Source organism: Nostoc sp. (assembly GCF_036917635.1).
Taxonomy (GTDB): domain Bacteria; phylum Cyanobacteriota; class Cyanobacteriia; order Cyanobacteriales; family Nostocaceae; genus Nostoc.
This window is the reverse complement of sequence record NZ_JBALCW010000075.1, coordinates 28,919-44,815: the sequence shown is the minus strand read 5'-3', so window position 1 is coordinate 44,815 and position 15,897 is coordinate 28,919. Positions and strand designations below refer to the sequence as shown.

Genomic DNA, 15,897 nt, shown 5'->3' with positions numbered 1-15,897 from the left:
AACGTCCAGACATTCATATGTGTTTGGTCTAATTTAAATTTGCGTGGCAGGGCAAAGCACTGACCATATTTTGTGCCAGTTGCGTAAGTCCTGTAGATGTGTAAATATCGCTGTGGTTGAGATATAAGTTAAAACTCTTTGTCAAAGTCAATTCTTTTAACGTATACCGCAGAGGCGCAGAGGACACAGAGAGAAGGAAAAAATGCTTAACCCAAGCGTAGTGTTACATAGTAGGTTGATTTGTCCGGGCTTACTTACTCTTTGTTGTGCATCTACCGCAAGTATAATAGCGAAAGCCTTTGTCTCTACCTATGTCGCTGTTGATGCCATTGCCAAGGATGAGTGAGGATTTGATACGGGTTGGGACGGTGCGATCGCCACCGGAAAGGGCGGGTACGCCATCGCACCCGCAGAATGTCGGATAAAACGTCAACCTTTTTCAGAGGTTTTAATTTTAGTTCCGTTCAGTTGCGGGTTGTACTCCTCAATGCGCTGTCGTTCCATAGCTCTGTGATGGCTATCACCTGCCCAACGACTACGTAAATTTTTCGCCTGCCCTACATACCAAACTATAAATTGTTCATCTAGTACGTAGTATATTCCTGACTTCTCAGGAAGTAACTCTCTGTTTTTTATACTTGTATGAGGTAATTGCAAGATATATTCATTTATATTCATATTCACGTTCTATAGTTACTAAGTTAAGTCTCTACAGCTAATATTCCCAACTTTGCAAGCTATATAAAAACGTATCTCACAACTTAACAATAAAACTATCCCGCAAATGAAAGTCAGCCTCCGCGCCTCTATGAGTTAACGCGCAGTAAGTTCCCTCACCATCTCTATCTTTAATAACGCTAGTAATGCCAACTTCAATGTCTTGTTCTGCCGAGATGATTTTATCCAAATCTACATCCAACACAAGTGCTAAACTGTCAAGTTGATTTTGAATGCTAAACGGAAGTGTTGTAAACGCTGTTTCCTCTTGCATTCCTTGACGGTATCCATCAAAGCGATATACATTCCAGTGTCCGGCGGGAGAGAGATTAAATTCCCAATACTGTGCAGAATCTTTGACACCAAGAAAGAACTCGAAGCAGGTGTCTTGCCAAAGTTCATGCTTACGTGATGGTGTATTTGATGGTGGGGCGATTGCAATTTCTTTTAAATCGTCCTCAAGGATATAGCGGATGGCAAGTTGATTACTATTTCTGGCAATATTACCTGCAATTTTCAAATTAGGCAGGGATTTTGTATAAAGAAAGGGTTGCAGGGAAAATGTCTGTTCGCTCATTTCATGTCTTTAATAATATTACAAATTTGCGTTTTTTGAGATTCAATACTTTCGGTAAGCTTAAACTGGACGATCGCTCTGGCCAAATTATGTTCTGGGTGTTTAACTTTGAAGTAGACATTCCCTGCTAAATAATCAGCAAAAAATCTCAATCCTAGTTCAAAAGCGATCAGACGAATTGCATCGTATATATATGCGTAGTCATTCTCAGTCAGAAACGCCTTTGCTACCGAGAGATAACCTTGTAAGATTCCCTGACATAGGTCGGTATCGAAATAAACACTGTCCCAATTCTCAGTTTCTTCTCCAGCCGGATTGCAACCCGATCGCAAGCAATCACCAATATCGTAATGTACCAGACCGGGTTTAACGGTGTCGAGGTCGATGACGCTGACGGCTTGCAGGGTAGCAGTGTCAAACATGACGTTATTGATTTTTGGATCGCCGTGCATCAGACGCAAGGGTAGCTTGCCTTCAATTTTGGCATTTTCTAGGATATGTGCAAAGCTTTGGCGATCGCTAACAAACTGCAAGCAATAATTAACTTCCGAAGATTGACACGCAATAGTTTTCGTCAACACTTCTTGGTAATGCTGGAGATAAAGCGGTGTAATATGGAATCCTTGAAGGGTATCGGCGAGTTTTTCTGGTGGCAAATCGCTGATTAGATTGTGGAACATCCCCAAGGCATAACCGATTTCTTTCGCATGTGAGCGATCGCGCATAGTATCGAAACACTGGGAGCCTTCAATAAAGCTGATCGCCCGCCAAAAGGAGCCATTTGTATCCCTCCAGTAGTCTTGAGCATCCTTAGTCAACAGTACGCGTGGCACTTCCCAGCGACGATTCAAAGGTGTATGCTGTAATCGTTTACGAACATGCTCAGTGAAGGTACGCATATTCTGCATAATCAGATGTGGCTGCCGGAATACCTGCGTGTTGATGCGTTGCAGGACAAAATATTGTTCTTCTGAATCATCTAGATTTACTAAGAAGGTGTCATTGATATTACCACTTCCAAAAGCTTTAACGTCTGTAACCTTCCCCAGCCTAGCGAATTGAGCAGCGATCGCAACCAGATTCTCTGCGCTTTGTGTATTGAATTCTTCTATCATGTTTTTGACCTGTACTACTCCTCACATACATTGCACAAAGGCAATAGGGGATATCGTAGCGCAAGTGTCAAGATAATTCGTAATGACGCTCAGTTTTGCGGCTCATAACTAAAGTCCGTTTTAACGGACTTTAATCTTTTCTCAGTCGTCTTTAGACGAATGAGTGCTATTAGACTCAGAATGAATTCTGAGGCGGGCTAGATGAGAATGAAATAGCCAGGGTAACACAGGGCGCAAGTATAAGCTTGCAAAATCAAGGTGCGAGCGACATGCTCACCGTCTTAGACGACACTAACAAATATTAAATGACAGATATTGATTTTTGTCATTTAATCAGTATCATAGTTGTATCACCACAGTGGAGAACTTGCTATGTTGTCACGTAAACTGGGAAAAAACGGTTCAACAATATCAGCACTTGGGCTTGGCTGTATGGGCATGTCTGATGCTTATGGCCCAGCCGATCGCCAAGAAAGTATTGCAACGATTCATGCAGCGCTTGATGCAGGCGTTAATTTACTTGATACAGGCGACTTTTACGGCATGGGTCACAATGAACTGCTGCTACACGAAGCCCTAGCAGGACGACGGCGGGAAGATGTTTTTATTGCTGTTAAATTCGGGGCATTGCGATCGCCTGACGGTAAGTTTATTGGCTTCGATGGTCGTCCTGAAGCCGTGAAAACTTCACTTGCCTATACATTAAAACGACTGGGAACCGATTACATTGACCTTTACCAGCCAGCCCGACTCGATCCAAGGGTGCCCATTGAAGACACCGTTGGGGCGATTAGCGAAATGGTGAAAGCTGGATATGTTCGCCAGATTGGTTTATCTGAAATGGGTGCAGATACAATTAGGCGTGCTTATGCGATTCATCCGATCACTTGCCTTCAGATTGAATATTCGCTCCTGAGTCGTGGCATTGAAGATGACATCCTCCCGACTGTGCGGGAATTGGGCATTGCTGTCACCGCTTATGGAGTCCTTTCACAGGGGTTGTTGAGCGGTCACTGGTCGAAAGAACGCTCTAATCACTTTCGCGGACATCTGCCCCGCTTCTCTGGAGAGAATCTAGATCGCAATTTGTTGCTAGTCGAAGCCCTTGGCCTGATTGCCCAAGAACAGAATGCGACGGTTGCTCAAGTGGCAATTGCTTGGGTGTTATCGCGGGGGAACGACATTGTGCCACTGATTGGGGCGCGGCGTCGCGATCGCTTGAATGAAGCACTCGGTGCGTTGGATCTACACTTAAGCGAGGATGATCTCGCCCGGATTGAAACAGCAGTGCCACTAAATGCCGTAGCTGGCGATCGCTATGATCCAGATCAAATGCGGATGTTGGATAGTGAAAAGAGATGAATGATTCAGCTTTGACACCGGAGCGGATTCTCGACGCGGCGGAAGAGGTTTTGCGTCGTTACGGTCTGGCAAAGGCAACAGTGGTCGATGTGGCTCGCTTTTTAGAGGTGAGCCACGGCACGATTTATCGGCATTTTCCCAGCAAGGCAGCCTTGCGCGATGCGGTAGCAGAACGTTGGCTGCATCGGGTTTCTACACCATTAGCAGCGATCGCCGAAGAACAGGGTTCCGCCGTTGAACGGTTGCACCGATGGTTTGAGCAACTCATGACTCTGAAACGTCAAAAAGTTCTGAACGAGCCAGAGTTGTTTGCAACCTATTCTGCGATCGCTCAAGAGGCGCGAGGGGTAGTTCAAGCTCACATTGCTGAACTGATAAGCCAAATCGCTGCGATCGTCGAGAGCGGTATTTCCAGTAACGAGTTTAAGGTAACAGATCCGCAGGTAGCAGCGAAGGCAGTCTTTCAAGCGACGGTTCGATTTCACCATCCAGCCCACGCATCCGAATGGAGCAATCCAGACATCGACACGGACTTTAACCAAGTATGGCGCTTGGTAGTTGCTGGTCTTGTGGTGGGTGAGTTAATCGTTTAACTGCTAGTCAGCATTGGATCTAAACAATTTTAGATTTGGCTCCCCTTAATCCCCTCTTCGCTTGCGGGGAAGGGAGACAAAGCATAGCTTTGGCGGGGTGGGGTTCTTGGGGTTTAATAAGCAATCAAGCAGATACTATATCACTCCGTGGCAAACTTTTCAATACGAATCTTTCAATTCCATTATCCAAAATTTAAAATTCGGTCAAGCTGTATTGCCTATTTTCCCGTCTCCAGTTGCTCCCGTTGCTTACCATACTCCCGCAGCTGCTTCAACAGGTCTTCTTGGGATGAGTTAGAGATCGACTGACTGGGGGTTGGGGTTGGTTCCGGGTTGATGTCGGTACTGACAAAATTAGCAGCTGGGGGATTAATTACGTAGACCGATAGAGACTTATCATTAGACATTGCCTCTTGAGTTGGTGTTGGGATAGGAATTAGATTCTTTGGTTTGCTCACAGCAGTTTTTACCGAATCTAGAGTAGTAGCAACTTGCACTTGTTGCTGCATCTGTTGTGTAGAAGATACTAAACTACTTAGACCATTCACCAATTGCCGCAAATTTTGTCGGAAAGTAGGATCACCTGTCAACTCATCCAAATCAGATGTAATTTTTTGGCTATTTTCAAAGGTTACTCGTGCTGAATCTAAAGTTTGTTGCAGCAGCACCACATTCTTTGGATCGTTTAAGGTTTTTGAAGCATCACGTAAATTAGCTGAGGCTTGCGCTGCATTTGCTGAAAGAGTTTCTAAATTATTGATTAATTTTCCTTGAGTGAATCGATTCACAGCTGGTGATAGGCTACTGACTGTAACACGCAGTTGGTTGCTGGTTTCGGTAATATTGTTCAAAGCGCCAACCAGCGAAGAACGATTTGTTGTCAATAAATTATCTAGATTGTTCAGCAAACGATTTGCTTGAGTTGCAGTTGCACCGAATTTATTTATTGTTTGACTCGAAGATGCACTAAGTTGGTTTGTCGCTCGTTGCACTGAATTAGCAGTGGCTGAAAAGGTATTAAGTTGTTGTCGCAAGTTTTTGGTCAAACCTTGTAAATCTTGACTTAGCCCAGTAAAACTGGTTGCTGCGCTTGTGGTAGTTTCTAGAACCCTATTGACATTTCTATAAAATTGGGGGTTATTGTATGCAGCGGCTAAATCAGTTGAACTGCGAATTAATTCATCAACACTGATGCCAACCTGACCTTTTAACCGAGAGCCATTACAAATTATCAGGCTCTGATCGCAATTTTTATCTAGGGGTTTAGCAATTACAACCCCAGTAGGTAACGTTGCTTTTGGTGTGATGTCGATAATACTTTCGCTAATTAATCCGCTTTGATTAGCTTCCACCAGTACATTCCGGGGGAGAAGTAAATCAGTTTGGCCAATTTCAATCTCTACATCAATGGCATTTGCTCTGGGTCGAACCTGGGAAATAGTTCCTACCTTAAAACCACGATAGCGAACTGCTGCTCCCTTTTGCATTCCGCCAGCGTTAGCAAATTCTACAATAATTTTGTATGAACGACCAGCAGGAGTGAATCTATTTAACCACAAAAAGAGTAATCCAAATACCCCTAATCCTAGCAGGAGTAACAACCCCACAGAGCCTTCTCTAAATGTTCGCCCAGACGCGAAGCTGCTTGTCATAAGACCTCGCATTTTTTTGCCTCCACCAACAACGAATTATGAATTATGAGTTATGAATTATGAATTATGAATTATGAATTATGAATTATGAGTTGAATTTAACTCCTTACTTCTCATTCTTAACTCCTGACTCCTCAGTTTATAACTCTTCACTTTTAAGTTTCTAGCCGACGAATTTAATCGGACCTTGCACACTTCCACTGATAAATTGTCTGATCAACGGATTTTCTGTGTTGTGTATTTCACTAACTGTACCCTGCCACTGCACTTTACCTTCATAGAGAAATATAAGTCTATCAGCAGTACGGCGGGCAGTGCTGGCTTGGTGGGTAACAACGGCATAGGTACTACAATTTCCATGTGAACTTTGCAAATAACGGATTAAATCTTCGATTACTGTTGAGGCAATCGGATCAAGTCCGGCTGTTGGTTCGTCGTATAGTAGAACTTCTGGGCCTTCTGTGAGACTATCGGGGTTAGACATAATTGCACGGGCAAAACTTACGCGTTTTCGCATTCCCCCCGAAAGTTCGGCTGGGTAGAGGTGACCTATTCCTGGCAAACCTACCATCTCCAATTTTTCCTTTACCAAATCTTGGATGCGCGATCGCGGTAGGTTTGAATTTTGATAAAGTAAAAATCCCACATTCTCCTGCACCGTCAGCGAATCAAATAGCGCCGCCTGCTGAAACACCATGCCAATGCCAACCTGCTGGCCACCATCCTCTATCAAACCCTCTCGCCGTACTCCTTGCACATAAACCTCTCCTTCATCAACAGTAAGTAACCCCGCTATTACCCGTAAAATTGTTGATTTACCAGTCCCCGATGGCCCAATAATCCCTAGTGCTTCTCCCCGGTAAATGCTCAAGTCTACATTATCTAGAACTTTATGGCTACCAAAGGACTTAGAAACACCTTTCAGTTCAATCAATGGTTCAGTCATTAGTTATTAGTCATTGGTCATTGGTCATTGGTCATTTGTCATTTGTCATTGGTCATTAGCAAAGGACAAATAGCCCAATAGTGATGTCATAGTTATTGGTCGGGCATTGTATGGTACATTATAAGTATATGATTAGCATTTTAATTAGGAAAATTTATTTTTTTAGTATAATACTTAGTTATTTGCAATGTTTAACGTCTCAGTAATGGAGAACTAAGACTCCAGTTTTTTGTGGAGATTAGCAAAGTCATCCAATATTATAAACTACTTAGCATAAATATGCCGATTAGTGTTATAAGTACTTAGAGAAAAAGTCCGAAAACAAAAAATAATTAACAGGTTGATGCAAGACATAGCAGTGATATTTAATTTGTAATAATCAAAAGGTTAAAATTCACGAGTTTTTAGATAAGTCGAAAATTTTTGTTCCTGAATGATTAAGTAGGGCTATTTCCTTCTAGACAATAATTTGAGAGGTTCAGGACTTAGGCGCAGATAACGTAAAATCGAACCGCAGAGAACGCAGAGCGCACGGATAAATAAGAGTTTCAGAGAGTTATTGCGTAAGTCCTAAGGTTAATAGCATTTATGTCAATTTTGGGGTTGCCAAAATTAAAATTTATTCCCTAAGATTAGAACAATTACTGATAAAAATTAAAGTAGAGATTATGATTAGCCAATTAGAACAGTTTGCAAGTGATAATTCCTCTGGCATTTGTCCAGAAGCCCTGGAATATATGATTAAGGCAAATCAAGGTAGTGTTCCAGCCTATGGAAATGATGAATGGACTCAAAAAGCCACAGATTATTTTCGGCAACTCTTTGAAATTGATTGTGAAGTATTTTTTACCTTTAACGGTACAGCCGCCAATTCTTTATCTTTAGCAGCCCTTTGTCAGTCATATCACAGTGTCATTTGTCATGAAACATCTCACATAGAAACAGATGAATGTGGCGCACCTGAATTTGCATCTAATGGCTCTAAATTGTTACTTGCTCAAGGTAAAAACGGTAAGTTAACATCAGAGGCTATAAAGGCAATTGTCACTAAACGGACTGACATTCATTATCCCAAACCTAAAGTTATTAGCATCACCCAATCAACTGAATTAGGGACTTTATATTCTATTGAAGAACTTCTGAAAATTAAAGAAGTTGCGAAAAAGTATAACTTAAAGATTCACATGGATGGCGCTCGTTTTGCAAATGCAGTTGCCGCTATGAATAAAAGCCCTGCTGAAATTACTTGGAAAAGTGGAGTGGATGTGTTGTGCTTTTGTGGTACAAAGAATGGAATGGCATTAGGTGAAGCTATTCTTTTCTTCAACAAAGAGCTAGCAGAGGATTTTGATTATCGATGCAAGCAAGCAGGTCAGCTAGCGTCAAAAATGCGGTTTATCTCTGCTCCCTGGTTGGGTTTATTAGAAACTGGTGCTTGGTTAAAAAATGCCAGACATGCGAATCAATGTGCTGAATACTTAGAAAATCAACTATTGAATATAGAAAATGTTGACTTGATGTTTCCTAGAGAAGCTAACGCTGTGTTTGTTAAACTACCTGAGCAAGTCATTCACACCTTAAAAGCAAAGAACTGGCAGTTTTATACATTTATCGGCGTGGGAGGAGTACGTTTTATGTGTTCTTGGAATACGACTAAAGCAAGGATTAATGAATTGATAGATGATATTAAAAATGCAACTAACTCTAATAGCTAAATATGAAAAATTGAAATTAATGAAACAAGTACAGCAATCCTAAAACTGCCTTTTTTCTTGCTGCTAAACGATAGGGCTAGCCCGTCACCGGGTTAGAGAAGTTTTTTATGAAAGTAGGTGTGCCAATCTTAGAGAGAACGCAAGTACTTAATGTTAGTCTTGCAGACATAGAAAAAGTGTTGGCTGCTGCTTCAAAATATGGTCTTGAAATTATTCCGTCGTCTGCTGAATCTTCGCAGGTTTAGGCTAATATAACTACAAGCGATCGCTAACTAAACCAATCAACAAAATTTAACTATAATTCGCGCCTATCTCTGGTGCACGCAAGAAACAGACGAGAATTTGTTGCCATTTGAAGGTTTAAGCTTAAATCACCCTACCCGTGAAGTTTTCTGGTAAACGAAGCATTGAGTTAATAGTAAAAGAGTTTGACTTATTAGAATATCTCCTCTCACATCCGCGCCAAATGTTTACTAAAAACTAAAATCAGAGAAAGTTTGGGGTTACGACTTGATGGGTGATTCTAATATTATTCCGGTTTTTATTGGTTATCTGCGACTAAAATTGAAAGACAATAAAGAAAAGCATGTGATTCATACAGTCCGTGGTGTAGGCTATGCACTGCGGGAGAAATCGTAATGACTTGATGATTTCGGCAAAAAGGAACATATTAAAGACAAAAGAGGATCATGAATAAAAAATGGGCTGTTAAACGACTGACAGTAAATCTCACAACCGAGGAAATGAAGAAACTTCAATCCTACTGTGCTTTGACAGGAAGGCCAGCAACTGATGTAATTCGAGAATTGCTGCGAACTCTTAAGGTTGACAATGCTGAAAACTCTGAGATGAAAATAGCAGACTCAACAAGAATAGTTGGCAGTAGGTCAAAATCACAATAACTATTGACTCGAATATCCCGCCAAATCTCAGAAATCTGCTACTGTGATTTCCCGACAGATAGGACTAAAGGATGATCGTCTTTTGCTATAGTTTTTGCTGTTCCATCTAGATATCAGCAAAAGTACTCCTACCAAGCATTCTAATGTGGCGGTGACTCTTAATTGCAAGATTTGTGAGGGGGTTAAATGCCCCCTTTGATCGCATTCATTTAAAGACTTAGGGGCTTTGAAATAAACAATACCCCACAAGTATGAACATTAATTACTACAATAAAATAGTCACGCACCCGATCTCTGGAGTTCTAGCAGTGGGCTTATTTGATGATTTGAGTCGGTTTCTAGAAGACCGTTTAGAAGAATTCTTGCGTAACAATCCACATTTGGAGTTAGAGGCGCTGCTAGAACAGCTGCGTGAGCAAGAGGAAGGCACATTAAAGCTGATCGCAGATTTACAATTACAAGAAAAGCGATCGCAAGAAGAAATTCTCTCCACCGCTCAAGAAATTCAGCGTTGGCATATCCGTATTCAAAAAGCCAAAAACGCTGGTAGAGAAGATTTGGCGGCGGCGGCGGGTGAACGAGAAGCAGCCCTGTTGCGCGAAGGAAATCAGCGCTGGGGACACATGCAAGGGCTGAAAGAACGCATTAACCAATCTCAGGAACTACTGCGAAAAATTCAGCAGCGACGACAGGAAGTCCAAGCTAAAGCAGCCGTTGCACAGACAGCGCGTGCTAAAGCGCAAACCCAGCAGCATTTTGAAACTAGCGGCTGGTCGAATAAAACTAGCAGTTATTCTGGTGGGTTTGATGACTTAGAAGAAAAGTTCCGTAGCTGGGAAACTCAGGATGAGTTAGAACAAATGAAGCGGAATCTAGGAAAATAATAGTCTTTACATAAAACTAATTTAGGTTGGGTTGAGGAACGAAAGCCAATATAATCAAAGCTTTGTTGGGTAATACTTAAGTTCAACCCAACCTACAAATCTTCAAAACCTACGCAGTATTGGTTCCAAGCAGAATATTCAGGGATTTATACTAGTACAGGTCGGCGGAAATCTGACCATTCAGGTTATGTGGAAAAGCTAACGATTCACCTAACCCCCTAACCCCCTAACCGACGCTCTAAGGCGGAAAATTCAAAGTCTCTCTCCTCAAAGGAAGAGAGAAATAGAAGTGAGGTTTTCCAGATGACCTGAATTTTCAGGGCGGAAATAGAGCAATCATTTAAAATCCCTAAAGAGCTTAGGGACTTCCAAATAAAAAAATACCCAAAAAACTTTCTCCTCCTTATTCCTCTGTGTTCTCTGTGTCTAATAAAGTTCGTTTATTTGAGTAATTTATTTCTTGTCAGTCCCTTATTCCATAATACTTTTGAATGCGTGAATGCCTGACTTCTGCCAAGCCGTACTAGTCTGAGTGAAGAGACATGACGACTAACTTAAACTTGGTTTAACTTACCAGAGTAAAATTTATCAGACACTTCTTTGAGTTCTGGTTCAACTACTGTCAAATGTTGCTCCAAAATTGCCAAATTACGAATATTAGACTTATAGAAAGCATCAAATAAATCACCCACTAAAGGCACAGTACCAACGACTGCTTCCAAACCAACATTAAAAATCATTTTGGTTAAATCTTGGCGTGGAATGCCAAAACGGGTTGCTAAAAATATGATGTAAGCTGAAAACGCTGTACTGATTAAATCACTCTTCCCCTGGAACCAAACCGATAATTGGGTCTATTCCAATATGAAAACCGGTCAGAGGGATGCGTATATATGTATCCATCAGACGGCTGAGTTTGCGGATGCGGTTGAGAGTAGCAAGGCGTTTGGCAGCGTCCATAATTTTTGATATTTACACTACTCTTAAGTTGCACCATTTTTTATTTTTTGTCTTGTATCGTTAGAAAGAAAAAGTAGTGAACTATCCAAAGTATCGAAGAGGGATTGAGGGTGAGGTTTTATCTTATGTTTAATTACGCCTACCTACTTAGTACAATTATCAAGCAAAAAAATTCTGGAAATTGTATTTAATTTACTAATCAGGATTTATTTTTCTGATAATGTTTAGTAAAGCCAAGTTTTACCTCTCCTTTGTATTACTACTATCACATCGTAAGAATACCTAAGTTTTTGATTAGCCATTAAGGAGGAGAAAATATCAGAAATTTTATGGTATTGAAAGATAAGTGTAATTCAAGACACTTTTTTATTCGCTATCTTGTGTTGTTGCCACAGTATTTCCCAAATGTTTTCTATGAGAACTGAGGCAGAGAGAATAATATGTTTTTAGACATTTTAGCTAGCCTACAACGGTTATTTGTCGGTTACATTCCAGCCGTTGTCCTGGGTAGTTTTATCGGATATTTCATAGGCCTTAATAGCATGATTTATCAGCTATTTAGGCTGATATTTCAAATTCCACATAGTATTCCCCCTATAGCTTTGCTACCTATTGCCTTAATAGCATTTCAAGAGAGCGAATCGGCTGCGATTATAGTAGTTTTTTTAGGAACTCTCTGGACGATGATTATTAATACGGCAATAGGAATGCGGCATTTTCATAGACAGAACAATAACTTTCGAGCAGCTATATTTCATCTATTTCATGCCTTGAAAGTTAGCATTTGGGTAGCCTGGTTTATAGTTATTGCTACAGAAATGTTAATCGGTCCAAAAGGACTTGGCTTTACCCTCTGGAATGCTTATAAAGCTGGCAATGCCGATTATATAATCCAAGTGATTCTCTACATCGGTATCATTGGCTTTTTGCTAGATCAGTTACTAGATTTCGCAGCCTATATTCTTTCGCAAATGGTTTCAGATGGGAAAAAGTCTTCCTAAATTTTAGTTCAAACTCAGGGTAATCATCAGCGATCGCACAACCAGGCGCAAGTAGAGAAGTTGCCCCTTTGCGTTGATTCCATTTACTCTTCCAGAGGTTGAACTGTTTGTTTGTCGGGAGCATCCCGTCAGGTGCAAAAACCTTGATAGCCCTCATCCCCTAACCCCATCACATGCGATTCGGGGAACTAGAATTACGTCTCCCCTCTCCCATATCATGGGAGAGGGGCTGGGGTGAGGGAAAAGATTTAAGCCAAAATTGGGATGCTCGCTGTTTGTCAGTCTCTTGATTTGTGTCAACATAACACACGCCCACCTTACTAAACGATTAAGCTGTTGTTGGGTCGTCATTGACCTTAACAATCAGCTTGCCAAAATTATCACCTCGAAGTAAACCGATGAATGCACCAGGAGCGTTCGCTAAACCAACAGCTACATCTTCTTTATACTTAAGTTTACCAGACTGCAACCATCCAGAAACATCACGCAAAAAATCATTAAACCGATGTTGATAATCACCAACTAAAAAACCTTTGATTAAAGCTCGTTTGATTAGCAGTGGTCTTAAATTAGGCCCTGATGGAGTAGATGTAGCGTTATACTCCGAAATCAAACCTACTAGTGGAATTCTTGCCCCAACATTGATCTGTTGCAACACAGTTTCTAAAATCACACCTGCTGTATTGTCATAGTAAACATCAATACCATTAGGAGCAGCTTCTTTGAGCGCTGAATCAAGTTCTTGAGTTTTGCGGTTAATGCCAACATCAAAACCTAATTCCTTAACTATATAATCTTGCTTATCCTCATTCCCAACAATTCCCACGACTCGCGCACCTTTAATTTTAGCAATTTGACCTGCTACAGCACCGACAGCACCAGAAGCGGCTGAAACCACAACAGTTTCACCTTCTTTTGGTTGACCGATATCAAGTAGAGCAGCATAAGCAGTTAGACCAGGCATACCCAGTACACCTAGACTATAGGATAAAGGTGCTTGAGTAGGATCGAGTTTACGCAGTGTCTCACCCTTAGATACAGCATAAGTTTGCCAGCCGTTATTACTAAGAACAAAATCCCCAACTTGAAATTGAGGATGATTTGATTTAATTACTTGGCTGACTGTACCACCTACGATAACTGAATCCAATTCTACTGATGGAGCATAAGACTCACCTGCACTAATGCGGCCACGCATGTAAGGGTCGAGAGATAGATAAATAGTGCGGCTAAGAATTTCGCCTTCACCCGGTTCGGGAGTTGGTGTTTCTACTAAAGCAAAATCACTCTCCTTTGGTTCGCCGACTGGACGACTTTTAAGGATGATTTGTTTGTTAATTAAATCAGACATAAGTTATTTTCCTTTAAATTAATCTAAGCATACCTTTGTTTTTTCAGGTATCGGCACAGAGGATGAAGCACGAACCGCGTTTTTTCGGAACGCTACGCGAACGCGCAGCGTCTCGTTAGAGAAGAACACGAAGGAAATGGAAAATGATCCTTTATTGATATTTTAATTTGCTGATGTCTGCAAATATGTTAAAGTGGTTGTGGATATGGTGGTAAAACCTTGTGATAAAGTGATACAAATATCTTTTTTGAAAAATTAATCAAGCAAACTCAACATATTCAATAATAGTACCATCAGGATGCATCGCTCGCATATTGACTCCAGTGGGAACTTTGTTAGGTTCCGCCAGAATCACTGCACCCTGCTGAATAAGTGCTTCTCGAAAATCATTGAGTGAGTCAACGAGAAATGTTGCGTGTGTACTCTTGAATGAAGAGAGTGCTTCTGGCGAACCAGCAATTAAAAGAATAGAACCCACACCGGCGAGTTCCAACTCAGTCTCGGAATATTGAAACCACAACCAACATTTTTCTGTAAAGAGGTTTTCATAGAAAGCGATCGCCTCATCCAAGTCTATGGGACTAAGATAGACTCTAGTTAGTACTTTAAGAATTTGCATTGCAAACTGTCTGTTAGGCAGCTAGTGGATTTTATTTTGCTTACTCGGCAAGCATAATTAACTAAGATTGATCAATAATCTATCTTCAATTTTAAAAAGGTCTTCAATTCTCTGTTCACCTAGCTCTAGATAACGTTATTTGCTGTCAATAAAAATACATTTCATTTCTACTCCTTTAGTCCCACAAAAGTCATCTGTATAGCTATCACCAATATATATACACGATCAAGCATCAGTACATAACTTAAGGAGTAGTTATGGAAAATCGTCGCATGAGGCTTCCTCATGTTATGTTGAATTGATGTCTCCATTAGAAAAAATACGTCTGATACTCCTATAGCATTTAGTTGATACTGAATCAGTGAGGCATAGTGTAAATTACGAATTTTTTAAACCTTTCTCCCATGTGCATAGATAAAATAGTTATCTGTCACCTTTACCTCAGCCTGAAAGCCTGTTTTTTTTAAGCTTGTCTTGAAGTTCATCAGGCTGAGAAAAAATTTTGACAATCTGAAATTCTTGACCATCATTTAATTTTCGGGTTTTATATATGTTTCCGTCGTCTTTAAGTATATGATTCTTAGCCGTTGATGTCGGTTCAAAGCGAGAGTCAATTATAAATACTTGTCCACCAATGCGAACAGATTGATAGACTTTTGTCAAAAATGAATCGAGTAATTTTGGCGGTACATGAGAGAGCCAAAAGGCAAAGAAAACTAAATTATATTCAGTGTCAGGTTCCCATGTAAATAAATATATAAGGTAATATTCAACACTCAGTTAATTTAACTTCGAGGGATTAATTGTAATCACTTCTTCAGAGACATCGATCGCAGTAATTTTTTTACCGATACTTAAAAGCTCCTGTGTCCAGATACCTGTACCACATGCTAGGGACTGACAAGAAATAAATTATTCCAATAAACGAACCACAGAGACAAGGCAGCGCGGTCTTGGGGGTTTCCCCCATGAGCGACTGCCGCACAGAGAACGCAGAGAGAAGAAATAGAGAGAGTTTTTGCGTCAGTTTTGGAACATTTTTTTATTTGAAAGTCCCCTAACTCTAAAATATCATCCACTACCCCAATTTGGTGTAATGTATTTTTAATAACAGCTACTTCTTTAAACCAGCATTGGTTATTTTGGATACCGCGATCGTAGCGTCCTTTGCTATAGAACCACTCATCATATTCGTTGGCTCTAGCGCGATAGTAGTCAATCTGTTGTTGAAGAATATTATCTGTCATCGCGTGCTTTCTAATCCCATTGAGTTTGGATTTGACGTTAAGTAGATAGGCAAGATAAAACCAAACTATGTAACGAAAAGTAAAATCTCTGTATTTGGCTCGTAGTTGCGCCCACTTACTTACTATGAATTTTAAGGAAAATTTTGTATTCAGCGAATAAACTTGCATTTCAGCTTTAATTATGTGATATTTTTTTCATCCACCAGTAATACGGTAAATCAATAAACTTGCCGGAGTTAGACCGTACTTTTGCTAT

Annotated in this window: 17 protein-coding genes and 2 pseudogenes; 8 read left to right on the top strand and 11 right to left on the bottom strand. The window is 40.7% G+C overall.

From position 1 onward, the window contains the following. Positions 1-429: 429 nt before the first annotated feature. From V7K32_RS17800 to V7K32_RS17790, 3 genes are all read right to left on the bottom strand, one after another. On the bottom strand, positions 430-678 hold the full coding sequence (locus tag V7K32_RS17800) for a GIY-YIG nuclease family protein (RefSeq protein ID WP_334995149.1): 249 nt from the start codon (positions 676-678) through the stop codon (positions 430-432). A gap of 76 nt (positions 679-754) precedes the next feature. Beyond that, positions 755-1,294 (bottom strand): DOMON-like domain-containing protein, encoded by a 540-nt coding sequence (locus V7K32_RS17795; RefSeq protein ID WP_334995148.1) that lies wholly within the window; start codon positions 1,292-1,294, stop codon positions 755-757. Next, a complete protein-coding gene (locus V7K32_RS17790) occupies positions 1,291-2,409 on the bottom strand; it encodes a phosphotransferase enzyme family protein (RefSeq protein ID WP_334995147.1) in 1,119 nt (372 codons plus the stop codon). Before V7K32_RS17790 ends, V7K32_RS17795 begins: the two co-directional genes overlap by 4 nt. Before the next feature lie 372 nt (positions 2,410-2,781). On the opposite strand from V7K32_RS17790, the gene V7K32_RS17785 reads away from it, so the two are divergent. Both V7K32_RS17785 and V7K32_RS17780 read left to right on the top strand, forming a co-directional pair. After that, on the top strand, positions 2,782-3,771 hold the full coding sequence (locus V7K32_RS17785; RefSeq protein WP_334995146.1) for an aldo/keto reductase: 990 nt from the start codon (positions 2,782-2,784) through the stop codon (positions 3,769-3,771). After that, complete coding sequence (locus V7K32_RS17780) at positions 3,768-4,364, top strand: TetR family transcriptional regulator (RefSeq protein ID WP_334995145.1); 597 nt, start codon at positions 3,768-3,770, stop codon at positions 4,362-4,364. The genes V7K32_RS17785 and V7K32_RS17780 overlap by 4 nt, the downstream gene beginning before the upstream one ends. 218 nt (positions 4,365-4,582) lie before the next feature. Here V7K32_RS17780 and V7K32_RS17775 read toward each other — a convergent pair whose 3' ends face one another. Next, positions 4,583-6,028: an MlaD family protein gene (locus V7K32_RS17775; RefSeq protein ID WP_334995144.1), complete on the bottom strand. Its 1,446-nt coding sequence runs from the start codon at positions 6,026-6,028 to the stop codon at positions 4,583-4,585. A gap of 151 nt (positions 6,029-6,179) precedes the next feature. Continuing rightward, the gene (locus V7K32_RS17770; RefSeq protein ID WP_334995143.1) at positions 6,180-6,962 is read right to left on the bottom strand and encodes an ABC transporter ATP-binding protein; all 783 of its coding nucleotides are present in this window, start codon (positions 6,960-6,962) and stop codon (positions 6,180-6,182) included. A 668-nt stretch (positions 6,963-7,630) separates the two neighbouring features. Between V7K32_RS17770 and V7K32_RS17765 the strand changes: the two genes are divergently transcribed. From V7K32_RS17765 to V7K32_RS17745, 5 genes and pseudogenes are all read left to right on the top strand, one after another. Continuing rightward, positions 7,631-8,677 carry a threonine aldolase family protein gene (locus V7K32_RS17765; protein ID WP_334995142.1) on the top strand — a complete coding sequence of 349 codons (1,047 nt, stop codon included), beginning with the start codon at positions 7,631-7,633 and terminating at the stop codon, positions 8,675-8,677. Positions 8,678-8,784: 107 nt separating this feature from the next. Continuing rightward, the gene (locus V7K32_RS17760) at positions 8,785-8,922 is read left to right on the top strand and encodes a hypothetical protein (RefSeq protein WP_334995141.1); all 138 of its coding nucleotides are present in this window, start codon (positions 8,785-8,787) and stop codon (positions 8,920-8,922) included. Positions 8,923-8,968: 46 nt separating this feature from the next. Beyond that, positions 8,969-9,316 (top strand): annotated as a pseudogene (locus V7K32_RS17755) (winged helix-turn-helix domain-containing protein); the annotation flags it as partial. Positions 9,317-9,366: 50 nt separating this feature from the next. Further along, positions 9,367-9,579 carry a CopG family transcriptional regulator gene (locus tag V7K32_RS17750; protein WP_334995140.1) on the top strand — a complete coding sequence of 71 codons (213 nt, stop codon included), beginning with the start codon at positions 9,367-9,369 and terminating at the stop codon, positions 9,577-9,579. 308 nt (positions 9,580-9,887) lie between these two features. Beyond that, positions 9,888-10,463, top strand: coding sequence for a TIGR04376 family protein (locus tag V7K32_RS17745; protein ID WP_334995139.1), 576 nt, complete (start codon positions 9,888-9,890; stop codon positions 10,461-10,463). 554 nt (positions 10,464-11,017) lie between these two features. Here V7K32_RS17745 and V7K32_RS17740 read toward each other — a convergent pair. Next, positions 11,018-11,423, bottom strand: a pseudogene (locus tag V7K32_RS17740) (DUF4112 domain-containing protein). Between the two features lie 440 nt (positions 11,424-11,863). Between V7K32_RS17740 and V7K32_RS17735 the strand changes: the two are divergent. After that, entirely contained in the window at positions 11,864-12,424 is a 561-nt protein-coding gene (locus V7K32_RS17735; RefSeq protein WP_334995138.1) for a nitrate transporter, read from the top strand. A 328-nt stretch (positions 12,425-12,752) separates the two neighbouring features. Here the strand turns inward: V7K32_RS17735 and V7K32_RS17730 are convergent, their stop codons facing one another. The 5 genes from V7K32_RS17730 to V7K32_RS17710 all read right to left on the bottom strand — a co-directional run bounded on the left by V7K32_RS17730 (position 12,753) and on the right by V7K32_RS17710 (position 15,641). Beyond that, on the bottom strand, positions 12,753-13,775 hold the full coding sequence (locus tag V7K32_RS17730; RefSeq protein WP_334995137.1) for an NADP-dependent oxidoreductase: 1,023 nt from the start codon (positions 13,773-13,775) through the stop codon (positions 12,753-12,755). Positions 13,776-14,034: 259 nt separating this feature from the next. Beyond that, positions 14,035-14,394, bottom strand: coding sequence for a VOC family protein (locus V7K32_RS17725; RefSeq protein WP_334995136.1), 360 nt, complete (start codon positions 14,392-14,394; stop codon positions 14,035-14,037). Between the two features lie 441 nt (positions 14,395-14,835). After that, on the bottom strand, positions 14,836-15,057 hold the full coding sequence (locus V7K32_RS17720) for a hypothetical protein (RefSeq protein ID WP_334995135.1): 222 nt from the start codon (positions 15,055-15,057) through the stop codon (positions 14,836-14,838). Between the two features lie 117 nt (positions 15,058-15,174). Further along, complete coding sequence (locus tag V7K32_RS17715) at positions 15,175-15,246, bottom strand: hypothetical protein (RefSeq protein WP_334995151.1); 72 nt, start codon at positions 15,244-15,246, stop codon at positions 15,175-15,177. Positions 15,247-15,284: 38 nt separating this feature from the next. After that, positions 15,285-15,641, bottom strand: a complete 357-nt coding sequence (locus V7K32_RS17710; RefSeq protein WP_334995134.1) for a hypothetical protein — start codon at positions 15,639-15,641, stop codon at positions 15,285-15,287. Between the last annotated feature and the right edge of the window lie 256 nt (positions 15,642-15,897).